This window comes from Agrilactobacillus fermenti (genome assembly GCF_021030645.1).
In the GTDB taxonomy this organism is placed as follows: Bacteria; Bacillota; Bacilli; order Lactobacillales; family Lactobacillaceae; genus Agrilactobacillus; species Agrilactobacillus fermenti.
In genome coordinates this window covers 17,465-39,801 of sequence record NZ_JACGCJ010000015.1, presented here as the reverse complement: position 1 = coordinate 39,801, position 22,337 = coordinate 17,465, and the positions used below count along the sequence as shown (strand labels likewise).

Annotated in this window: 28 protein-coding genes and 1 other annotated feature; of the genes, 4 read left to right on the top strand and 24 right to left on the bottom strand. The window is 38.7% G+C overall.

Going from position 1 to position 22,337, the window contains the following annotated elements; all coding sequences use genetic code 11:
- The first annotated feature begins 70 nt into the window (after positions 1 to 70).
- Together FHQ08_RS07025 and FHQ08_RS07020 are read left to right on the top strand one after the other, a co-directional pair.
- On the top strand, positions 71 to 349 hold the full coding sequence (locus tag FHQ08_RS07025; protein ID WP_230913689.1) for a hypothetical protein: 279 nt from the start codon (positions 71 to 73) through the stop codon (positions 347 to 349).
- Positions 350 to 425: 76 nt separating this feature from the next.
- Positions 426 to 929: a universal stress protein gene (locus FHQ08_RS07020; RefSeq protein ID WP_230913688.1), complete on the top strand. Its 504-nt coding sequence runs from the start codon at positions 426 to 428 to the stop codon at positions 927 to 929.
- A 134-nt stretch (positions 930 to 1,063) separates the two neighbouring features.
- On the opposite strand, the gene FHQ08_RS07015 is transcribed toward FHQ08_RS07020, so the two are convergent.
- Entirely contained in the window at positions 1,064 to 1,918 is an 855-nt protein-coding gene (locus FHQ08_RS07015) for a helix-turn-helix domain-containing protein (RefSeq protein WP_230913687.1), read from the bottom strand.
- A 328-nt stretch (positions 1,919 to 2,246) separates the two neighbouring features.
- On the opposite strand from FHQ08_RS07015, the gene FHQ08_RS07010 reads away from it, so the two are divergent.
- A complete protein-coding gene (locus FHQ08_RS07010; RefSeq protein WP_230913686.1) occupies positions 2,247 to 2,942 on the top strand; it encodes a hypothetical protein in 696 nt (231 codons plus the stop codon).
- A 107-nt stretch (positions 2,943 to 3,049) separates the two neighbouring features.
- On the opposite strand, the gene FHQ08_RS07005 is transcribed toward FHQ08_RS07010, so the two are convergent.
- A complete protein-coding gene (locus tag FHQ08_RS07005) occupies positions 3,050 to 4,030 on the bottom strand; it encodes a DUF2785 domain-containing protein (RefSeq protein ID WP_230913685.1) in 981 nt (326 codons plus the stop codon).
- A gap of 12 nt (positions 4,031 to 4,042) precedes the next feature.
- Positions 4,043 to 4,480, bottom strand: coding sequence for a flavodoxin (locus FHQ08_RS07000; protein ID WP_230913684.1), 438 nt, complete (start codon positions 4,478 to 4,480; stop codon positions 4,043 to 4,045).
- Positions 4,481 to 4,652: 172 nt separating this feature from the next.
- On the opposite strand from FHQ08_RS07000, the gene FHQ08_RS06995 reads away from it, so the two are divergent.
- Positions 4,653 to 5,462 carry a Cof-type HAD-IIB family hydrolase gene (locus FHQ08_RS06995; RefSeq protein WP_230913683.1) on the top strand — a complete coding sequence of 270 codons (810 nt, stop codon included), beginning with the start codon at positions 4,653 to 4,655 and terminating at the stop codon, positions 5,460 to 5,462.
- Between the two features lie 95 nt (positions 5,463 to 5,557).
- Here the strand turns inward: FHQ08_RS06995 and FHQ08_RS06990 are convergent, their stop codons facing one another.
- The 21 genes from FHQ08_RS06990 to FHQ08_RS06890 form a co-directional block, all read right to left on the bottom strand.
- A complete protein-coding gene (locus FHQ08_RS06990; RefSeq protein WP_230913682.1) occupies positions 5,558 to 5,953 on the bottom strand; it encodes an iron-sulfur cluster biosynthesis family protein in 396 nt (131 codons plus the stop codon).
- 55 nt (positions 5,954 to 6,008) lie between these two features.
- Positions 6,009 to 6,536 carry a GNAT family N-acetyltransferase gene (locus FHQ08_RS06985; protein WP_230913681.1) on the bottom strand — a complete coding sequence of 176 codons (528 nt, stop codon included), beginning with the start codon at positions 6,534 to 6,536 and terminating at the stop codon, positions 6,009 to 6,011.
- An 18-nt stretch (positions 6,537 to 6,554) separates the two neighbouring features.
- Positions 6,555 to 7,904, bottom strand: a complete 1,350-nt coding sequence (locus FHQ08_RS06980; protein WP_230913680.1) for a replication-associated recombination protein A — start codon at positions 7,902 to 7,904, stop codon at positions 6,555 to 6,557.
- 332 nt (positions 7,905 to 8,236) lie between these two features.
- Positions 8,237 to 8,587 carry a hypothetical protein gene (locus tag FHQ08_RS06975; protein WP_230913679.1) on the bottom strand — a complete coding sequence of 117 codons (351 nt, stop codon included), beginning with the start codon at positions 8,585 to 8,587 and terminating at the stop codon, positions 8,237 to 8,239.
- 304 nt (positions 8,588 to 8,891) lie between these two features.
- Positions 8,892 to 9,401 (bottom strand): GNAT family N-acetyltransferase, encoded by a 510-nt coding sequence (locus tag FHQ08_RS06970; RefSeq protein ID WP_230913678.1) that lies wholly within the window; start codon positions 9,399 to 9,401, stop codon positions 8,892 to 8,894.
- 168 nt (positions 9,402 to 9,569) lie between these two features.
- Positions 9,570 to 11,003 carry a Fe-S cluster assembly protein SufB gene (gene sufB, locus FHQ08_RS06965; RefSeq protein ID WP_230913677.1) on the bottom strand — a complete coding sequence of 478 codons (1,434 nt, stop codon included), beginning with the start codon at positions 11,001 to 11,003 and terminating at the stop codon, positions 9,570 to 9,572.
- On the bottom strand, positions 10,990 to 11,490 hold the full coding sequence (gene sufU, locus FHQ08_RS06960) for a Fe-S cluster assembly sulfur transfer protein SufU (protein WP_230913676.1): 501 nt from the start codon (positions 11,488 to 11,490) through the stop codon (positions 10,990 to 10,992). The genes sufB and sufU overlap by 14 nt, the downstream gene beginning before the upstream one ends.
- Positions 11,477 to 12,715: a cysteine desulfurase gene (locus FHQ08_RS06955; protein WP_230913675.1), complete on the bottom strand. Its 1,239-nt coding sequence runs from the start codon at positions 12,713 to 12,715 to the stop codon at positions 11,477 to 11,479. The genes sufU and FHQ08_RS06955 overlap by 14 nt, the downstream gene beginning before the upstream one ends.
- Positions 12,684 to 14,003: a Fe-S cluster assembly protein SufD gene (gene sufD, locus FHQ08_RS06950; protein WP_330166087.1), complete on the bottom strand. Its 1,320-nt coding sequence runs from the start codon at positions 14,001 to 14,003 to the stop codon at positions 12,684 to 12,686. Before sufD ends, FHQ08_RS06955 begins: the two co-directional genes overlap by 32 nt.
- Before the next feature lie 2 nt (positions 14,004 to 14,005).
- Positions 14,006 to 14,818: a Fe-S cluster assembly ATPase SufC gene (gene sufC / locus FHQ08_RS06945; protein WP_230913674.1), complete on the bottom strand. Its 813-nt coding sequence runs from the start codon at positions 14,816 to 14,818 to the stop codon at positions 14,006 to 14,008.
- 345 nt (positions 14,819 to 15,163) lie between these two features.
- Positions 15,164 to 15,988 (bottom strand): MetQ/NlpA family ABC transporter substrate-binding protein, encoded by an 825-nt coding sequence (locus FHQ08_RS06940; protein ID WP_230913673.1) that lies wholly within the window; start codon positions 15,986 to 15,988, stop codon positions 15,164 to 15,166.
- Positions 15,989 to 16,021: 33 nt separating this feature from the next.
- Positions 16,022 to 16,657 carry a methionine ABC transporter permease gene (locus tag FHQ08_RS06935; protein ID WP_230913715.1) on the bottom strand — a complete coding sequence of 212 codons (636 nt, stop codon included), beginning with the start codon at positions 16,655 to 16,657 and terminating at the stop codon, positions 16,022 to 16,024.
- A 46-nt stretch (positions 16,658 to 16,703) separates the two neighbouring features.
- Entirely contained in the window at positions 16,704 to 17,747 is a 1,044-nt protein-coding gene (locus tag FHQ08_RS06930; protein WP_230913672.1) for a methionine ABC transporter ATP-binding protein, read from the bottom strand.
- A gap of 47 nt (positions 17,748 to 17,794) precedes the next feature.
- Positions 17,795 to 18,028 (bottom strand) — a binding site (T-box leader).
- 59 nt (positions 18,029 to 18,087) lie between these two features.
- Positions 18,088 to 18,396, bottom strand: a complete 309-nt coding sequence (locus FHQ08_RS06925) for a glycine cleavage system protein H (protein WP_230913671.1) — start codon at positions 18,394 to 18,396, stop codon at positions 18,088 to 18,090.
- An 18-nt stretch (positions 18,397 to 18,414) separates the two neighbouring features.
- Positions 18,415 to 19,608, bottom strand: a complete 1,194-nt coding sequence (locus tag FHQ08_RS06920; protein WP_230913670.1) for an FtsW/RodA/SpoVE family cell cycle protein — start codon at positions 19,606 to 19,608, stop codon at positions 18,415 to 18,417.
- 23 nt (positions 19,609 to 19,631) lie between these two features.
- Positions 19,632 to 19,862 carry a DUF2969 family protein gene (locus tag FHQ08_RS06915; RefSeq protein ID WP_230913669.1) on the bottom strand — a complete coding sequence of 77 codons (231 nt, stop codon included), beginning with the start codon at positions 19,860 to 19,862 and terminating at the stop codon, positions 19,632 to 19,634.
- A 10-nt stretch (positions 19,863 to 19,872) separates the two neighbouring features.
- Positions 19,873 to 20,163, bottom strand: coding sequence for a membrane protein insertion efficiency factor YidD (gene yidD, locus FHQ08_RS06910; protein WP_230913668.1), 291 nt, complete (start codon positions 20,161 to 20,163; stop codon positions 19,873 to 19,875).
- A 16-nt stretch (positions 20,164 to 20,179) separates the two neighbouring features.
- Positions 20,180 to 20,386, bottom strand: a complete 207-nt coding sequence (locus tag FHQ08_RS06905; RefSeq protein WP_230913667.1) for a DNA-directed RNA polymerase subunit beta — start codon at positions 20,384 to 20,386, stop codon at positions 20,180 to 20,182.
- An 18-nt stretch (positions 20,387 to 20,404) separates the two neighbouring features.
- The gene (gene mreB, locus FHQ08_RS06900) at positions 20,405 to 21,391 is read right to left on the bottom strand and encodes a rod shape-determining protein (RefSeq protein WP_230913666.1); all 987 of its coding nucleotides are present in this window, start codon (positions 21,389 to 21,391) and stop codon (positions 20,405 to 20,407) included.
- A 93-nt stretch (positions 21,392 to 21,484) separates the two neighbouring features.
- The gene (locus FHQ08_RS06895) at positions 21,485 to 21,718 is read right to left on the bottom strand and encodes a DUF1146 family protein (protein WP_230913665.1); all 234 of its coding nucleotides are present in this window, start codon (positions 21,716 to 21,718) and stop codon (positions 21,485 to 21,487) included.
- A 159-nt stretch (positions 21,719 to 21,877) separates the two neighbouring features.
- The gene (locus FHQ08_RS06890; RefSeq protein WP_230913664.1) at positions 21,878 to 22,330 is read right to left on the bottom strand and encodes a F0F1 ATP synthase subunit epsilon; all 453 of its coding nucleotides are present in this window, start codon (positions 22,328 to 22,330) and stop codon (positions 21,878 to 21,880) included.
- Between the last annotated feature and the right edge of the window lie 7 nt (positions 22,331 to 22,337).

Genomic DNA, 22,337 nt, shown 5'->3' with positions numbered 1-22,337 from the left:
TGTTCCGGCTTTTTATTTTTGCAATAATTGAAATTCGATATGAACATTTATCTTTATAAGGAGTTATTTTATGTTGATCACCATTGCCATACTTATTTTTCTGATCGTTGTTGCTGCATTAGCCATCTATTTACTGCGCCATAGTCATACTAATTTTTTGGGCCGTTCAATGACTGACGAACCAGTACTCAAACGAACGATGCAAATAACAGCCTACGCGCTCTTATTAATTATCTTAGTCAGTGTTATTTTATTATTCGTTGGTCAGCCAAAACTACAAGTTATTCCGTTATTATTGGCCAGCTTCATTGTGGCATTTTTTGCTGTAAGTATTGGTAAATTGATGTAATAAAAAAAGCCTTTACATCCAAATTTGTTGTACAATAAAGATAAATAAGATCGTAACGATCGAAGGGGTGATTTTTGTGTTACAACAATATAAAAAAATTCTTGTGGCTGTAGATGGTTCTTATGAAGCTGAACTGGCTTTCCGAAAGGCAGTAGAAGTTGCCAAACGTAACCAGGCACACCTTTACTTAATTCACGTCATTGATACGCGAGCTTTTCAAAATGTTTCCAGTTTTGACTCAGCGATGGTTGAACAAGTCACACAGACTGCCAAAAGTACAATGGAAGAATATGTTAAAACTGCTAATCAAGCCGGTTTAGATGATGTTTCATATAGCATCGAATATGGGGCACCAAAAACAATCATCGGGCGTGATTTTCCCAAAGACAATGGCATCGATTTAATCATGATCGGGGCTACTGGTCTCAACGCTGTTGAGCGGTTATTGATTGGATCCGTAACTGAATTTGTCACACGTTCAGCAAATTGTGACGTCTTGGTCGTCCGTTCCGATTTGGAAAACAAGCCCGCTTTAGATGTTGTGAATAAGAAAAGCACGATCAAGGGTCCTCAAAAATAAGAACTTTGACTTATTATTAAGCCATTATATAGGTACCACGAATGAGAGGTCGAAGACAAAATTGTCTCCGACCTCTCATCATTCCGAACACTAAATTTTTTTATTACATTCTTGTTCTTGCTATTGTAAAAACATCAAGCAAACTTGACCCATTTTTTGATTTCTAATTCTTGGCTAAATAATAATTTAGCCAAATCCAAATGAACGATCTCTGCTAATGCACAGGCAATCATTTTGTTCTTAGCGGCAGTGATATCATCACAAAAAGCATTTAGGCCATAAAAAATGGCTAGAAAAACTAGAGTTTGCTTTGCCTTGGCAATTTCAATACCTTGATCAATATATTTGATAGCATCGTGCTTGCGGCCAGCTTTGAATAAAGCAATACCCATCGCATAATCTACAAAAATCTTAGTATCATTGTCCAATTGATATGTTTCAGTATGATTGCTTAACATTTTTTGTAACTGTTTCACATAACTTAAAGCGTCTTCTAAGTCATTTTTATCAATATATGCCAATACCAAACCAGCAACAGCCTCTAGATCATAGATTGAAGTTGTCGGTGTATAGTGGCTTAATGTCTGGTTAAAGGAAAAAATAGCCTTATCCGGATTTTGATCGCGTAATAACTGAATAATACCTTTGATAGTATAATATTGTTTTAATTGCACCATATCTAGAATTTCATTAACGTTTAACTGATTGATCAAGGTTAAAGCCGCTTCAAAATCGCCTCGAATTACAAGTTCCCTTGTTTGTGATAACGAAGTCTTAGTTTCGTTGCGTTCAGAATCCATAATGTCATCTAATTCAATATTTAAACGTTCACAAATACTGAGTAAGATGCGAATGCTTGGAACTTTGTTCTGTTTTTCAATCAAACTAATGGTTGCTTGAGTACAAACCCCCTCAGCTAACTCTTTTTGTGATAATCCCAGATCACGACGATAATGTTTGATCTTACTACCAAGTATTTTCATTGTCATTGTCACTCCATCCATAGTATCGGTAATTATAAATATATTTTTATAATTTGCCAAAAATAATTTAACACATAAATTTAACCCCTATAGAAAATATTGCTTTTCTAAAAACCTATACCCCAAAATAATAAGTAATGTAATGGCACTTATTATCAATCAAATTATATGTTATTTAATCAAAAATCGCAACATAAAAATCATAATACATTATTTTTATTTAATTAAATGAGTAATTATCTCATTATTGTACTTATACCATGATTCTCATTCTTTTATACCAATTGTTTTTTAACTCATAAACCATCTAAATTAAATAACGGGACAAATATTAATGAAAAAACAACATTTATCGGCAATGCACTTGTCAGCAACACAAAGTATTTCTTTTTTAATTTTATCCATCATCTTAAATGCAACTGGAAATGGTTTAACTGTTAGCCTGAATTTAGGGAGTGCGCTTTGGACGGCGTCAGGTGTCAATTTAAGTCATCTACTTCACTTTAATCTCAAGTGGCTATTAATTATCTATGGCGTTGTTGTTGTCATCATCAACGCTGTTATTTTACAGAAAATTGAGCCGAGACGAATCTTGAATAACTTTGTTTTTATGGTACCTTTCAGTTATTTGGTTGGTGTTTTTGCGGACACATTCGATTTACTTAATTTACAGCGTTTTGATTTAGTACTGCGTATCTTATTGGATTGCTTCGGTATTATTTTAATAGCAATCGCTGTTTCCATTTATCAGCGTGTGAACATTTTACTGCATCCAAATGACGACTTCATGCAAATTATTCGCTTTCGTTTTTTTAAAGGTAATGCTGCAATCGCAATGTGGGTTTCCTTTATGCCGCCCTTGCTCGTTTCGTTACTTTGTTTCTTGATCACGCACCAGCTTTACGCCATCAATATTGGCACAGCATTTTCATTAGCCCTACAAGGTTCAATCATCGGCTGGGCTGATATCCATATCTTTCCGAAACTAAAACATCAAGGCCTCCATTTACCACCAAACTCAGCTAAATAAAAGCCTGAAAGCAAAATATTTTTTGTCTCAGGCTTTTATTGTACCGATATCATTCTATTTTAGTGGCCTTTTCGCTGTGCTTTTAATAACTATTTTTGAACCCAAATTTAATACATGGTCACAATTTCATTCAGATAATCCATAATTGCATCTGGAAAGTCATTGCGTACGATCAAGGCTTGCAATAAGCGATTACGATTGTACCACCGATTCCAAAACGCTTCGTTTTCCTGTGGTCTTACCAACAAAATACTAGCTTGCCAATCTTTAAGTAAAGTTAGAAAATACTCCGCAAAAAAATTATCTCGATTAGCTAAGTAGCTGAAAGTCATTGCCAATCGATGGTCTTCACCAAATACGAGCGGAACACTCATATGTCGGTAGCCTTGAAGAAAAACAGTTAAGAAAAATAGTTTATTGGCCCGATTCAAATCTGAAGCCATAATTTCGTCAAAAACATTGCCAACATGAGTATAAGCATGCCCCCAGCCCTTGGTCCCAATATAGCCACGGCCGTCCGCTTCTAAAACAATATAAGCGGTCACTCGGTCAATAATTGCGACAAGTTCGGCGTCTGAAAAAGTATGATATGTAGACCGATCGGCATACAATAGCGCTGAAAGGATCAAGACACTAAAGGATCGTTTGAAGACACCATCATTTTGTGGCTCTAAAATATGATAGAATAAGAAATCATCGGATAATAATGTATCTTTTACATAGTGCAATTGCTTATCTGAGAAAGCCTGCATGTGTAATAAATCATTGAACAAAAAATAAACGCCCTTGTCGCGTACCTGTGGATTCAAAGCGGCTAAATGATCTAACAGATAATCTAAATCTTCGTCTAGTAATACAGGCTCTCCCGCTTGTTTAGCTGTAACAGCAACTGCTTGAATTCGCGCTAAGGCGGCTTCATCATCCTCAGGCAGGTCCATCCGCGTCACCTTATTGCGATAGACAACACCATCAAAAATATGCCCGATTCTACCTGATAAATTCTTAAAAATCTTGCCCGACTCAAATTGTAACCGTGATTGTTTTAAATCACGACTAACTTTTTGAATCACTTCATGATCTGCGTTCAATTCAATTGCCTCCTATGCGTTCAATAATTGATCGGCAAACATACGCAAATCGTCTAGGTCTGAGGTCTCAGGATCCCCATTGATTTTAACGTTCTCAGCACCCTTCACAGCGCCAATTTGTTGAAAGGCCGCATCAAAATAGTCTACAGCTCGGCCAAAATGCTGATGTTTTTTGGAACTAGAACCAGCAACACCATAAATTTTACCATGGAGATCTAGTTGCTTCAGATCTTCAAAAAAATCAACTGCTTCGTCTGGTAAGTCACCGTCATGGTAAGTATAAGTGACAACAATACCAACATCAAAATTTTCTAAATCAGTGGCATCTGTCTGTGAGATCTCACTCTTATCCACAGTTGCCCCTTGAGATTCAAGGTACTCCTGTAAGTAGTTTGCAATCTGTTCGTTACGTCCACCCATACTAGCATAGACAAGTTTTATATTGGCCAATTGACGCCACTCCTTTACAAAAAATAACTTATATTCATTTTACCGTTTTATATTGCTTGTGACAAAGAATAAACTTATCCTTTAAATCACGAATTATTTAGCGGTACTATTTGCTAAAATATATATTAGTCTCATAACCCAATCAAAATATGCATAGGAGCTTAATTTTACTATGATCAAATTAATTGCAATTGATATCGATGGTACATTACTAAATGATAAGCTACAAATTACAGCAGCCACTAAGAAAGCTATTGCAGCTGCAAAAGCAAAACAAGTAAAAATCGTATTAACATCAGGCCGCCCACTACCGGGTATCCAGCCCCAACTCGAAATTTTAGACCTATGGTATCAAGACAACTATACCATTGCTAGTAATGGTGCAACCGCTCAAGAAAATAACTCACAACGAGTCCTCATTGAACAAACGCTTACAATTAATGATTTCAAATTTTTTGCGGCTTTAGCACAAGTTAATGATATGAACTTAGTTGCACAGGACCGCAACTACACCTATACACTTACGACCCATGATCATCCGCTAAGTGTGGCCGAAAGCCAAAAGGTTCACCTGCCATTACGCCACGTGACTTTGGCCGACCTTGACCCTGACCTAAAATTGGCAAAAATCATGTACGTGGACTACCCTGATAAGCTAGCTCATTTCATACCAAAAGTTCCAAAATCTGCTTTTAAGCAATATACTTTGTTGCACTCGATTCCAACCGTATTTGAAGCCATGAATCCTGCAGCTAGTAAAGGCCAAACGCTAGCCAAGCTGGCTGAAAAATTAGGCATCAACGCTAGTGAAGTTATGGCGATTGGTGATGAAGCTAATGATCTATCCATGCTAGAATATGCTGGCGTAGGCGTTGCCATGGGTAATGGTACAGTGGCTGCAAAAACAGCGGCTGATTTTATAACTAAAACGAATAATCAAGATGGTGTCGCTACGGCGATTGATTATTTTGTGTTGCAATAATGATTGGCACATTAATTTCAAGTTTCAATTATAATTTAAAAAATGCGATTCATAGTCTGTTTAGACCCTTGAATCGCATTTTTTATAACTTTATTCTAACAACTTTGACCATTAGCCGTAATGCCTTGTTTAAAAGCATCTAAAATTTCCTGGCCATTGGCAATCAATACTGACCCATCCAACATACCCGAATCATCTTTTAAAATAATCGCATAATCTTTGAAATCCATTTTCAAACCATTACTAAAGAACATCAAGTCATATTTGGATGTATATAAATTCAAATTAGCGTTATTAGCCATCTTGATCGGATAGGCTGGATCCGGCTGCTCCAAAACTACAATCGAGAACTTGGAACCAATACTACAAGCCCCACCTTGTAGTGAGTAGTCGCCACCACCGTCATCCGTCACTAGTAACAACGTTTTATCAACAATACCCTTACGCGTTAGTAAATCGACAACACTATTAGAAACTGTAATTTTTGCCATCTAATCACCTCACTTAGATTGTACACCATTTATTTCAAATAAGTTGACTAACTGCTTATAAATTTAAACTTAGTTCATAGGCTTCTGTTTCTAAATCACCGTGTGGGTCATGAATATGGATTGTCCCACGATGTCCAAACCCAAACTGACGCATTAAATACTGCATCCGTTTATTGTCATGGTGGGTGTCCATCCGCACGTGCATTATGCCTTGATTTCGAATTAGGGTCAGTGCATGAGCAATAGCCATTTTACCAAGATGATGGCCAGCAAACTCATGATGCATAGCCAGCCGATGAATCGTAGCGTAAGGTGCATCGCTATGCCAGTGACCACCCTTTAACGTTTCATAATTAGGTTCAGGTGTGGTCTGAATGGCAAGTACGCCAGCAATTTGTTGCTGATAAATAATTTCATATAACTGTGCTTTGGCTATATCTGATAATAAATTAGTTCGATCTGGATAACCATTGAACCACTGATGCACACCATCTGTTGCCATAGTTGCTTGCGCGCTATGGATGATGGCCATGATACGATCCAGATCCAATTGATGTGCTGGCTGTAAATACATATATGTCATTAAATTTCCTTCACTTCACTAATCGTCAGTTTTAGGGTGCTTTGAATCTAGGGGATGTTTTTGATGCCACGCTTTAATTTGTGCCAAACGGGTTTTGAACCGACTTTCATGGCCCTGCTCTGTAGGCACATAATAAATGTGTCCAATTAACTTTGCAGGCATTGTCTGCATGGTGGTTAATTTATCTTTGGTATCATGGGCATACTGATAATTTTTACCGTAACCTAAATCAGACATCAATTTAGTCGGTGCATTCCGAATCTGTAGTGGTACTGGTTCATTAATGGTTGCTTGGACATCTGGTTTAACGGCTTGTCGCGCTGCATAAATTGCATTTGATTTCGGCGCTAGCGCCAAATAAGTTACGGCTTCGACTAGATGAACATCACATTCCGGCATACCTAAGAATTGACAGGCCTGAAAAACATTAATCGTAACATTCAATGCATTTGTATCTGCTAAACCGACATCTTCACTGGCAAAACGAACCAGCCGCCGGGCAATATAGGTGGGTGCTTCACCACCAGCAAGCATACGGGATAGCCAATAAATTGCTGCATCCACATCACTATTACGCATAGATTTGTGTAATGCTGAAATTATATCATAATGCGCATCGCCATTTTTGTCATACTGCATAAATTTAGCACTGATCAATTGACGTAAATCAGCTGCGGTGATCGTAATCGTTTGGCCTTGACGCTCGCCATTCAAAACGGCCATCTCTAACGTATTCAAAGCCATCCGGGCATCACCACTGGCAAAATCAGCAATCGCTTGAATTTCGGCTTTGGTAATCTTGATCGTTTGTTTGCCAAAGCCGTCAGGATGGTGTAAAGCATTGGTCAGCAGCTGAACAATATCAGCTGGCTGTAACGATTTTAAAACAAAGACTTTGCATCGCGAAAGCAAAGCTGAATTTACTTCAAAAGAAGGATTTTCAGTCGTTGCACCAATCAAAATAATACTGCCTCGCTCCACAAATGGTAAGAAAGCATCTTGCTGAGCCTTATTAAAACGGTGAATCTCATCTACAAAAACAATAGTTTTTTGTCCCAATTCACGATCTGCTTCAGCTTGATGCATAATTTTTTTAATTTTACTGATACTGCTATCCACGGCACTAAAACTTAAAAACTTTGCTTGAGTTTGTCGGGCAATGATCTCAGCTAGCGTTGTCTTACCCACGCCAGGCGGCCCCCAAAAAATCATCGAAGAAATTTGATCCTGCTCAATCATCTCACGTAAAATCTTACCTTCCCCCAGTAATTGGGCCTGTCCTACAAATTCTGACAATGTCTTAGGCCGTACCCGGTTAGCTAATGGCGTATCATCGTTAGTGCTTGAAAATAAAGACTCTTGTTTCACGATTCGACATCTCCAACGGTTCCATTTGGTTTAAAAAGTAAGCTAAAATTAGTTCAATATAAGAATGAAGCGCAAAATAATAAGAGCAACATTTATATGACTAATAACCACCAAATTGTAAGTAGTTGGTTCGACTATAGCAGAAGCTTGCTAGGAAATAAATAATAGCTTCTGAATTTTGCTATTAAAAGACCTCATAATCATTAGTTTCCAATTAATAATTACAAGGTACTTTAACAAATACTTTTTACTGAATCTTGTCAATCTAACTTTATTTGATCTCAAATTAAACTATAAGTGAAAATTATGCAACTTATTACTTCATCTTCAGATCATGCTGGATTCAAAGCCTTCACTTCTTTGAAAATATCATTAAATTTATCAACAGCAGACTTATAATCATCAATTTTATCAGCAAATTTGGCGTTGAAACCTGCTAAGCCATTCGCTGCAAATTCATACTCATATGGATAGATGGCTTCATAAGCATAAGAAAAGCGTGCTAATAACTCATGATGGCTGCCATCACTTTGTAACGCCATCTGAATCGTTCGAAAATCAGTGTAAGCTAATTCAAATTGTATTGCCCAGGCCCGCATAAATTCATGCTGCGCTTGAATGTGTAAAAAGTGGTGATTGACGGTCCAATCTAGCCGTTCAATTGAATTCTTAACATCTAACATGGCAAACAAACCCCTCTCGTCACTTTGATGAAGTCAGTATAGCGCACCCATAAGGAAAATAAAAACAATTAAGACTAACTAACACAAAAACACTGAGCATAGATTCGAAAATGAAAGAAAATAGGTAAATATTATTTTTAATAACAAATTAGCAACAATGTCGGATTACGCTTTAATCTTAAATATCTGGGAAAAATCTGTTAGAGCAACCCACGATTTTATTGATCCTAGTGACTTAGATTTCTATAAGAAACAAATTCACAAAAACCAAGCAATTTAATTACTCTACAAGAACCGATTGTTTTTATTTAGTCTTTGATGCTTTCCAGCTTTTCGCTAATATGCCCATATATATCTTGTCAAAACGCTGATCATCTCTTCGTATAGCTTCTTTTGCTACGCCTTCAGTTTCAAATCCATTTTTCTTGTAACAATAAATAGCAGTATCATTATTAGAAATGACATCCAACTCAACTTTGTGCAAATTCAATTCATAAAATGCATAATTTAACAGTAATTGAATTACTTCACTACCATAACCATTTTTACGATATTTTGCTTCACCAATGCCGATTGCCATTGAAGCGATTTGATTATTCCATTCAATACTGTGAAGAGAAATAAAACCGAATAGTAGTTGATCTTGTGGTACATACAGCCCAAATTGGATCATATCTGATGAATCTTCAAATGACTGAATTTGATGTTTATAAAACTCTGCGTTTCGTGGCCTTGCGAAATCTGTATCTAGCCCTCTTAAATATTCACTATCTTCACTCCATTTAGAAAAACTAATCGCATCTTCCTCACTCAATGAGGCAATTGAATTCTATTACTTTCAAATAATTTGTTCATAAAAAATCTTCTTCCTAAATTTATTAATATTGATATTCTTTTTTCCATCTTAAAATTGGTATAAAAATAAGGTGTCAGTGGACAAACATCCACCGACACCCAAAAGTAGAGCATCATAAAAATTAGATTACCCTACACTACCTTCCATTTCATAAGAAATCAAACGATTCAGTTCAACTGCATATTCCATTGGCAATTCCTTAGTAAATGGTTCCACAAAGCCCATGATGATCATTTCAGTTGCTTTTTCTTCAGAAATTCCGCGACTCATCAAATAATACAGCTGTTCCTCAGAAATTTTAGAAACCTTGGCCTCATGTTCCATCGAAACGTTACCGTTCATAATTTGGTTATAAGGAATCGTATCGGAACTGGACTTTTCATCCATGATGATGGTATCGCATTCCACATGGGCAAAAGAACCATCACTCTTACGACCAAAGCGCACTGTCCCACGGTAATCGACGGCACCGCCATCTTTGGCAATAGATTTAGAAACAATTGAAGATGAAGTATTAGGCGCATTATGAATCATCCGTGCACCAGCATCTTGGTCCACACCTTCACCAGCCACAGCGATAGATAACATGGTCCCCCGGGCACCACGACCATTCAAATAAACACTTGGGTACTTCATCGTGATCTTAGAACCTAGGTTACCATCAACCCATTCCATAGTGGCATTTTCCAAAGCTTGAGCGCGTTTGGTTTCTAGACTGTAAACATTCTTAGACCAGTTTTGAATCGTTGTATAGCGGCAGTAAGCATCTTTTAAGACGTTGACTTCAACAACAGCGGCATGCAAGCTATCGGAAGAATAATTTGGTGCCGTACAGCCTTCCACGTAGTTTACACTTGCACCCTCGTCAACGATGATCAAAGTACGCTCAAACTGACCCGAATTTTCCGCATTGATTCGGAAATAGGACTGAATTGGCGTATCGGTTTGAACACCTTTTGGTACATAAATGAACGTGCCACCAGACCAAACAGCCGAATTCAAAGCCGCAAACTTATTATCTGTTGGTGGAACCAGTTTAGCCCAATACTTTTTAACAAGATCTGGATATTCTTTCAAGGCTGTATCCATATCCGTAAAGATGATGCCTAACTTTTCAAATTCGTTGCGCATATTGTGATAAACAACTTCAGACTCGTACTGTGCTGATGAACCTGCTAAATATTTCCGCTCAGCTTCAGGGACACCCAGACGTTCAAACGTATCTTTGATTTTATCTGGAACTTCATCCCAATCACGATACTGTTTGTCGGTTGCCCGTTGGAAATAAAGCATGTTCTTCAAATCCAAAGCAGATAAATCGGGGCCAAAGTCAGGCATGGCTAACTTTTTATAAATTTTATAAGATTTCAAGCGGAAATCTAGCATCCACTGGGGCTCTTGTTTGTGCGCGGAGATTTGTCTTACAATCTCTTCCGTCAAACCACGGCCGGTTGAAAAGACCGGTTTCACATCATCACTAAAGCCATAGTCATAATCGTCTATCGTTGGTACTGAAGAAAGCATCTCTTCATTGTTTTTCGTATTTTTAGTTTCTGTCATGGGATTCGTCCTCCTTTGGTGCATGTGCATGAAGATCGCCAATCTCGGCAGTATGGTCTTCTGAATTTAAAGCTTTATGCAACGCTTTCCAAGCTAACGTGGCACATTTGATTCGTGCCGGAAACTGCTTAACGCCCTCTAAAACAGCAGCATCGCCAAGAATAGAGCTGTCCACAGGTTTATCGCCAACGATTAATTCTGAAAACACTTCAACCATATTTTCCGCCTGAGTCACACTTTTATTCAAAACAGCATCGGTCATCATACTAGCTGATGCTTGTGAAATCGTACAGCCACTACCACCAAAGGCAATATCCTTGATGGTATCGCCATCCAATTGAACTTGCAATTCTAGTACATCACCACAAGTAGGGTTGCGCATTTCAATGTCATTCGTAGCATCAGCCAATTGACCATGATGATGGGGGTGTTCGGAATGATCAAGAATCACTTGACGATATAAATTATCTAATTTAGATAGCCCCATTTTTAAAGAACTCCTTTGCGGCCTTAATTGCGTCAACCAAACGATCGGCATCGTTAAAATCATTGTATAAATAAAAACTAGCTCGAGCTGTAGCTGGCACAGATAAATACTTCATTAATGGTTGTGCACAGTGATGACCCGCGCGAACGGCTACCCCTTCCATATCTAGCGCAGTTGCCAAATCATGTGGGTGTAACCCTTTTAAGTTAAAAGCAATGACCCCAGTATGTTTGCTTGGATCTTGAGGGCCATAGACCTCTAAATCATCGATTGCTAATAGTTTTGGCAAAACATAATCAACAATCGCTTGTTCATGTTTTTGCACTTGATCTAAACCAATAGCCTCTAAGTAATCTATGGCCGCACCCATGCCGATTGCGCCAGAAATATCCGGTGTCCCAGCTTCAAATTTCCAAGGTAATTCTTTCCAAGAACTCTCATAGAGATCCACAAAGTCGATCATCTCACCGCCAAATTCAATTGGGGGCATGGCATTAAGCAGCGCTTCTTTACCATAAAGACCACCGATACCAGTTGGACCTAACATCTTATGCCCTGAAAAAGCATAAAAATCAACATCTAAGTCTTGAACATCAACGGGCATGTGGGGGACGGATTGAGCCCCATCACCTACCATAATTGCGCCATGTTCATGAGCCAATGCTGCTAATGCCTTTAATGGATTCACAACCCCTAATACATTGGAAACGTGAGCAATTGAAACGATTTTGGTTTTATCCGTGATCAGTTCTTTAGCCTGAGCCATATCCAAGGTACCATCATCATGCATACCGATATATTTTAGGGTCGCATGCTTACGTAACGCTAATTGTTGCCAAGGAACCAAATTGCTGTGATGTTCCATATAAGAAATCACAATTTCGTCGCCAGCTTTTATATTTTGTTCACCATAGCTAGCTGCGATCCAGTTTAAACTTTGGGTCGTGCCCCGGGTAAACAAAATATTGCGCTTACTAGGTGCATTAATGAAAGCAGCCGTTTTTTCGCGAGCATTTTCAAACTGCTCGGTGGCTCTTTCTGCTAATGTGTGCACCCCACGGTGAACGTTAGCATTATCATGGTAATAATAATGGTCTAAAGCTTCAACCACAGCTTTAGGCTTTTGCGTCGTTGCTGCATTATCTAGATAGACTAATTGTTCATCATTGACTTTTTGATCTAAAATTGGAAAATCAGTTTTTATCGTTTTCAGTTGCTTGACCATCTACTAACTTCCTCTCAATGGTTTCAGCTAGTTGATCCCGGGCAGCTTTTACAGGAATGGCTGTCAATACAGAACCAAGGAAGCCACGAATTACCAAACGTTGCGCTGTTTCTTTATCAATACCACGACTCATCAAATAATACATTTGCTGTTCATCCACACGACCAACTGAAGCCGCATGACCCGCACGAACATCATTTTCATCAATTAATAAGATTGGGTTCGCATCACCAATGGCTTTATTGGAAAGCATCAATACCCGACTCTCTTGTTGGGCATCAGAACCGCGTGCGCCTTTGACTATATGACCAACGCCGTTAAAAGTTAACGTTGCTTTTTCTAAGATAACCCCATGTTGCAAAATATTACCAATTGATTGTTGCCCATAATTTGTGACCCGAGTTTCAATACCTTGCGTTTGCTTACCGGTAGAAATAGCGACAACATTGGCTTCCGCATGGGAACCACGGCCCTTGAGTGCGGTATTGAAATCGTTGATAATATTGCCGTTATTCATGGCACCAACGGCCCAATCAATTTGCGCATCATTCATGACATAAGCGCGCCGATTTAAATAAGTCGTCGTTTGGGCGCCAAGTTGATCAACAGCCGCATAATGAACATGACTGTTATTCTTTAAAATAACTTCAGCCACGATATTCGCTACGTTTTTGTGATCACCTAAAGTTTCATAGTTTTCTAGGTATGTAAATTCGCTACCCTCATCAGCAATTAGTAATAGATGATGTACAAAATCTTGCGCCTGTGTACTGTCTTGAACAAAATAGGCTTGAATTGGCTGATCGATCACTACGTTTTTAGGAACGTAAATAAAAGCACCGTTATTCATCAAAGCGGCATGAAAAGCCGTTAATTTATGTTCATCCGGCGTTGTCGTAACTTGCATATAATACTGTTGTAATAAGTCGGGATATTCCTTTTCAGCCGTGAAAATATCGGTAATAATTACACCTTTTGCTTTAAGTGCATCGTCTAAAGCAATCTTAATTGTTTGATTGCCAAACTGAACGATAGACCCAGCAGCCTTTTCTAAATGCATATTGATCGTACTTAAATCAGGCTGTTCTGAACTTTCCACTTCAAAATTACGTGTTTCTGTTAAGGGCCAGTTCCGATAATTCATGCGTTCATATTGGGGAAAATCCAACGATTCAAATTGATTCAAAGCCGCTTGACGCAGCTGCGTCATCCAAGCAACTTCATGATGTGCTTCTGAAAAAGCTTTAACGGCTGTTGGTGCAATTGGGAGTGTTTGTGCTAATTTCACGCTTAACCCTCCTTAGAAGTAGACGCTTTATCATCTGTCAGTTGAATATCTAACCCTAATTCATCACGCAAACCAGCGTAACCTTCATCTTCCAACTTTTTAGCTAAGTCCGGACCACCAGTTTTAACGACACGACCGTCCATGATGACGTGAACCACATCGGGCACAATATAGTTTAAGAGTCGTTGATAGTGGGTAATGATCAAGGCACCAAAATTGTCGCCGCGCATAGAGTTCACACCTTTAGCAACAACTTTCATAGCATCGATGTCTAACCCCGAATCAATTTCATCTAAAATGGCAAAAGATGGTTGGATCATCATCAATTGTAAAATCTCATTACGTTTCTTTTCACCACCGGAAAAGCCTTGATTCAAATAACGTTCGGCCATATCCTCATCCATGTCCAAAACAGCCATATTTTTATCTAAAAATTTAATGAAGTCCATAACTGAAATTTGATCATCTTCGGCACGACGCGCATTGATAGCAGCACGCATAAATTCAGCATTGGTTACCCCGGCAATTTCAGCAGGATATTGCATTGCTAAGAAAAGACCAGCACGTGCGCGTTCATCAACCGGCATGTCCAAAATACTTTTACCATCTAATAAAATATCACCTTCTGTAACTTGATAAGTGGGATTACCCATAATTGTCTCAGAAAGTGTTGACTTACCAGTACCGTTTGGCCCCATAATGGCATGAATCTCGCCAGTGGACATCTTTAAATTAACGCCTTTCAAAATCTCTTGACGGCCTTCTTCTTGGGTATCGATGGATACATGAAGATTTTTAACTTCTAAAGTTGCCATATAATCATTAACCTCCAGTTAGGTAGTAACTAACTCATTTTATTTATTTCGAGTAACTTTATTCTATGCTAATTGAGAATGATTTTCAATGATTTTTATAATGATTATCATTTATGGGGAATCGCCTAATTACAGTTAGTGAAGCGAATACAATTTGAAAGTTCACAAAATTTTCTCATTTTATCAAACATAAGTCTCAACATTACCTTTATTCTGAAATTATTAATTTATAGATACAGAAAAAGCCTGAAAACAAAACGTTGATTTTGTCTCAGGCTTTTTCTATTGTTCTTCAATGATTCATATCATTCGTGATGTCTACATAAATCAGACCACTCGGCTAGTCTAGTCTTTAACTGGTAAGACAGCCCCTTTATACTTTTTATCGATCCATTGTTGGGTACTCTTAGATGTTAGAGCTTTAACTAATTTCTTAATAGCCGGTTTGTTTTGGTCCCCTTTACGTACGGCAATAATGTTGGCATACGGTGAGGATGTTTTCTCTAGAGCAATAGCATCTTTCTTAGGATTCAATTTTGCACCAACAGCATAGTTAGCATTAATGGCAACCAAAGCCCCTTCATTATTTTTTAATAACTCCGGCATTAATTTTGGTTCAAAATCATATTCGAATTTCAAATGCTTTGGATTTTTAGCGACATCTTTAAAAGTGGCTTTAGTTTCATTGACACCCTTTTTGAGGGTAATTAATTTAGCGTCTTTCAACATTGTCAAAATCCGACCCCAATCAGGTTTGTTATTACTGACGAGTACCTTAGACCCATCTTTAACCTGTGATAATTTTTTGACTTGTTTGGAATAGATACCGATCGGTTCAATATGCACGGACCCAGCATTGACAATATCGGTATTATTTTTCTTGTTATAATCCTCTAAAAAAGGAATATGCTGGAAATAATTAGCATCTAACTCTTTAGCGGTCAACGCCCGATTAGGCATCACATAATCGGTAAATTTTTTAATTTTTAGATTGACGCCCTCTTTTTTCAATTGTGGCTTTACATGCTCTAGAATTTGAGCATGTGGTACTGGTGAGGCCCCAACCGTAATTGTCGTAGCGGCATTAGCTTTACCAGCGCCTACTGCAAATAGTAAAGCCGCGCCAAAAGTAACTAAGGCAAAACTGATCTTTTTGTTTAATAACTTCATAATTCATACCTCCAATAAATTTAAAATCAATCTCTAAGCAATCGACCGCTTATCAATTTTGCGGACGACTAAATCACCAATTGCCTGAAAAATAAATACGATGATTAAAATTACGATCGTTGCCGTTAAAGTAACGGCATTTTGGTTCGCTTGAAAGCCATCTTGATAAGCCAAATTTCCCAAACCACCGGCACCAATTACCCCAGCCATCGCTGTATAGCCGATCAATGAGATACCAGTTACCGTAATTCCAGAAATAATGGCTGGCATACTCTCTGGTATCAGGACTTTCCACATAATCTGTAATTTGCTGGCGCCCATTGCCTCGGCCGCTTCGATCACACCAGCTTCAATTTCGTGAAAGCCAATCTCTACCAGCCGTGCATAAAATGGTGCCGCGGAAATAATTAATGAAGGAATAGCTGCTTTTGGTCCAATGATCGTCCCCGTGATTTTCTTTGTAATGGGGATCAGGAGCACAATCAAAATAATAAATGGGATTGATCGAAAGACATTGACGAAAATTGCAGTTAACTTGTTCAGCAATACCGCCCAAAACGAGTGTTTGCCAGTTGTCTCAAACAGTAACAAACCTAAAACGATTCCTAAAATAAATACGAAAATCACTGACAGCAACGTCATCCAAACGGTATCCCAGGTTGCCGTCATCAAGTCATGCCAATTGACTTGTGAAAAATTAAAATATGATGCAAAGCTATTTGGATCCTGCACTTCTGATCACCTCCGTATCCACATGCATTTGGTTCAGAAAATGGACCCCTTCATCCAGCAGGGGCTTTTCTCCGATTAACTGTAAATATAGATTTCCCAGAGCCCCGCCTTGTGTTTGGTGAATGTTACCTTCAATGATATTTAATTCAATTGCTGGGAAGCGTTTCAGCATCTCAGAAATAATCGGCAATTTGGCCTGTTCACCATGGAAAGTTAATTTTAAGATCAAACCGTCTGGCACCTGTGCCAATAATTCGCTGACAACCGTTTCCGTTTCTTCAGTTTCAGGATTAACTTCATCTTGAACAAATTCTTTGGTCAGATCAGCTTGGGGATGACGAAAGACATCTAACACCGCTCCCTGTTCAACAATAGCACCGGCATCCATCACAGCCATATGTTGGCAAATTTTACGCACCACATGCATTTCGTGTGTGATGACCACCATGGTGATATGAAGCCGTTTATTGATCTGTAATAACAATTCCAATACTTCCTCGGTGGTTGCCGGATCCAATGCACTCGTAGCCTCATCACACAGCAAAATTTCAGGATCATTAGCCAAGGCCCGCGCAATGCCAACTCTTTGCTTCTGTCCACCAGACAATTCAGATGGATAAGCTGTTTCACGGCCCTTTAGACCAACTAAATCAATTAACTCATCTGCTTTTTGCTGCCGCTCTGCTTTGCTAAGACCCTTCAATTCCAATGGAAATTCAATATTGTCACGAACAGTTCGGGACCAAAGCAAATTAAAGTGTTGGAAAATCATCCCAATATTTTGACGACGTTGGCGTAAAGCTTTGCCGCTTAATTCAGTAATATTGTCGCCATCAATCAAAACTTCTCCTGAAGTTGGTTTTTCCAAGTTGTTGATCAATCGAACTAAGGTACTTTTCCCAGCACCAGAATAGCCAACGATGCCGAATATTTCTCCAGCCTCGATTTTTAATGAAACCTGATCCACAGCGGTAATCGTATTTTCGCGTGTATGGTAGATCTTACTGACATTTTTAAATTCAATCAAAAATAAATCACTTCCTCAAAGACATAAAAAAAACGCCCTTTCTATAACGAAAGGACGTTAAAACGTGTTACCACCTTTATTTACAAATACTTCACAATACTTGTCTCAATAACTATCGTATGGATAGTTTGCGGATAACGGATCCCACCGTGAATGGCTTACAAGAGCTCACCACTCAATACTTCCAGACCATCTTCAATCATTGTTTTTGGTTTCTTTTCAGCAAACCGAAACTCTCTTGGCAAAAACTAATGATATACTCATCTGTTCCCAGTAAAAAACTTATTATTTTAATCTTGACTAGTATACTATACAATTTTATAAAACGTGTCAAGAACTTTTAGTCTACACTAATATCGGCAATCCAGTTTTTGTCGCGATCCGTACTATTCATTAGTTCTGGATCATCAACAATTGCTTGGTGCACAGCTTTAATAGTTCCAGCGAGCGGTGATTCTAAATCCAAAACGGCTTTTTCCGCTTCCACTGCTAATAAGGTATCGCCTTGTGCCAACTTACCGTCTAAATTTGGTAGGTCCACAAATTTAACGCGGCCCAATTCATCTTGAGCTTCTGCCGTCAAGCCCACCCGCGTGGTACCATCAGCTTGCGCTTGTGTCCAGAAATATTTTGTCTGTTTGATTGCCATAACTCAATCTCCTTCGCATTATTTAAAACTCTCATCAGTACTAAACATATAACTTTTATAATGATAACGCATTGACATAATTAAGCCAATGCCAATCATATTACCGAGTAACGCAGAACCACCTTGAGAAATAAATGGCAGCGGAATCCCAGTTAAAGGTAACAAACCAATACACATACCAATATTTTCAAACACATGAAATAGGATCATCATGATCACACCTGTTGAAATATAGGCATAAAATTCATTTTTAGTATCCACGATCACTCGAATCATTTGATAAATCAAGAGAAAATAAAGTAAAACTAGTAGGCAGCCACCAATAAAGCCAAAGTTCTCTCCAATTACCGAAAAAATCATATCTGATTCACGCACGGGTACATAAACATTGGCATGGTTAAAGCCCTTGCCTGTCAATTGACCGGAACCAATGGCTTTCATACTCTGCCATAATTGATAGCCCTGATCGGTTGTATTCTGAGATGGATTTAACCAACTGTCAATACGTGCAAATTGATACGTATGAAAACCAACTTTAGCCAATGCAGCGCGGCCCCAGTCGGTTCTCACAAAAGTGATCGCGGTGGCACCAACGACTGTAACTGCCGATATGACAGGTACTAAAATTTTCCAACTAATTCCGGAAACCAATAATACGCCACCAAAAATGGCAAAGAATACTAACATCGTCCCAAAGTCATTTTGTAATTTAAGTAGAACGGCAACTGGTAGTAAAACTAGCAGCATTTTACCAATCAACATAAAATCCAGCTTAACCGTATGGGTATTATACCGGCTATTATGTTGATTAACGACTTTAGCCAGCATCAAGATAAAGGCTGGCTTCATCACTTCTGAGGGCTGAAAAGTCAGTGAGCCTAACGCAAACCAACTTTTGGCACCCGTTTTGGCCTCATAGGGTCGGCTATATAAAAACAGGACAGCAATCAGTAACAAAATTCCCGCCCCATACACATACGGCGCAATTTTCCATAGTTGTTCGGCATCAAACTGCATAATAATGATGATGGCAATCCCGCCAATCAAATACCATAAAGCCTGAATAATAATCGCCCGCAATGGACTACCTGCGCTAGAATCATGATTGATCGCAACATATAGCGACATCAATCCGATCAATGCTAAAAGCATTAACGTTAAAATGATGCCATAATCAATTCTTGAAGATCCATCATTTGTCGTTTCGTTCATGAATAGACTCCTTTAACCTGAAACTACGAACCTCGGTGCAAGTTATATTCCATTAATGCATCGTTGATTGCATCGTCTAACGTCTTGAAGTGTCGCGGTTCAATTTGACTCGCAAACTGAGTTTCAAAGCGCTGCTCTGAAATTTGTGTAATGGTCGCAAAGGCACTATCTTTGATCCATAATTCGAATTTTTGTGTTTCACCTGCTGAGATATCTTTAACCTCAACATCAATTTTCTGTTCTTTTTTAGCCATAAAAAACTCCTTATTTGTTGGCATAAAATTTTTTAGCAATAATCTCATCAACGTAACGTTCAGGATGGGGATTACGTCGAAGTGTGAATTTATCTGGTACTGGGTCGACACCGCCATGAACAAAGGGATTACACCGTAAGATTCGTGCAATCCCCATAATTGTCCCCTTAATAAACCCGAACTTTTTTAAAGCCGTCACCATATAGTTCGAACAAGTCGGATAGTAGCGGCAGCTAGGTGGTAATAGTGGTGAGATAAAACGTTGATAAAAATGTACGAACGTAATTGCAATAGAGCGCATAATGATTTACCTCATTTTAGTGGAAAAAGCTAAAAATATGTTGCCATGTACTTGGCAAAAATACTCTAAACGGGTTACCACCACCGAGTTTATAACCAATCATTAAACCGATAATGAGCATCACCAAAGTAACGACTAACAAGATCAATAAGCGTTTCAAAATCCAATGGGCATAATTATCTTGTTTTGCCGTTGCTTTAGATACTTGCTTTTGTTCTGCCATGTTGCTACACCCTCTATATTAGCGCTTTTTGTCTGCTATATGTTCCAACAATTTACCAGTACCTAAAGCAACTGAATCCAATGGTTGTTCAGCTAATAATACTGGCACCTGCAAATTATCTGCAAATAATCGGTCGATTCCCTTTAAGAGCGCGCCACCACCAGTGATCATAATGCCACGGTCAATGATATCTGCCGATAATTCAGGTGGTGTCTTTTCAAGGACTGACTTAGCCGCTGCAATGATGGCATAGAGCGTGTCATGCAACGCTGACTCGACTTCAGTAGATGTCACAACAACTTCTTTTGGTAAGCCGGTTACAACGTCACGCCCACGAACAGACATCTCTGTATCTGTTTCAGGTTCAAAAGCTGAGCCAATCTGTTTTTTGATCATTTCAGCCGTATGATCCCCAATCAATAGATTGTGCTTTTGTTTGACAAAATTAGCGACATTCTGATCCATTTTATCACCGGCGAGTCTTAATGATTCACTCGTGACAACTTCACCCATTGAGAGTACCGCAATATCGCTAGTACCACCACCAATGTCGATCACCATATTACCTTGAGGCTTAAATATATCCAGACCGGCCCCAACGGCTGCTACTTTTGGTTCAAATTCTAAGAAAACATTCTTACCGCCAGCAGCTTCGGCTGCTTCAATAATTGCTTTTTGTTCAATAGAAGTCGTATTTGTTGGTGCGCAGATCAAAATATTGGGTTTTGAAAGTACCCCTTTTACATTTAATTTATTTATAAAATACGTCAGCATTTGTTCCGTGATGTCAAAATCAGCGATCACGCCATCTTTGAGCGGACGAATTGCACGGATATTACCTGGTGTACGACCAACCATTCGATACGCTTCAGAGCCCACCGCCAACACCTTACCATCCGTCATATTGATGGCGACGACGGAAGGTTCATTTAAAACGATCCCCTTGCCTTGAACATTGATCAGAACATTTGCCGTGCCTAAGTCAATGCCAATTCCTTTTGCCATGCTAATTCTCCTCTCATTACATTAAACATTCACGCTGATTGATTATAGCATATATCCAAAGCCATTGAAATAAGCCCTCAGACCGTTTATGGATCATCGGAACAAAAAAATAAAATTGTGCGCTTGCTCGACTAAACTGATGAAAAATGAACTAACATCATAGCCAATGGCAATCGCTATAAATACTAAGATCAATTGAGCTTGAGGAATATGATCTCGCTTGACAATTTGATCAAACCGCAGTGACTGAATGGCCCAAAAACTTAAGACAATAAAAAAAATATGACTGGTTACCGTATAAATTGCTTGAATACCAACGTATTTCACTTTGAGCTCCTTTATAAAAAAGATTGATAAGTTTACTTTAGCTTAATTCAAAACGAGCGTCAAAGGGAATCACATCAATTTGTATATAAAAAAGCATGGTAGAAACAAACAAAAAGCTTGTTTTAACCATGCTTAAATGAAAATATCGATCACTAAGTTTTACTTGTGACTTGATACACTGATACGATTCAATGCTCGATTCAAAGCAATCTCAGCTCGACGAACTTGATCAACGTCATGCTTCGTTTTTGCCGTCTGGATTGCTCCTTCAGCCCTTTGCTTTGCGCGTTGCGCCCGACGTAAATCAATGTCACGCGCACGTTCAGCTGAATCGGCAGTGATTGATGCTTGGTTATGACTGACTTCAAGAAAGCCCCCATTCACCGCAATTGCATCTAAATGATTCTCATCCATCCGGTGAACCCGCACTTCAGAAATCTTCAGCGGTGCAATAATCGGTTCATGATTTGCCATAATACCTAAATCACCATCAATTGCCTTAACAACTAACATCCGTGCTCGGTGGCTATAGACTAAGCCATTAGGTGTCACAATATTGACACGTAAAACTTGATCTTGTTCAGTTCTATTTTGGGTTTGATCATCAGCCATTTTTGCT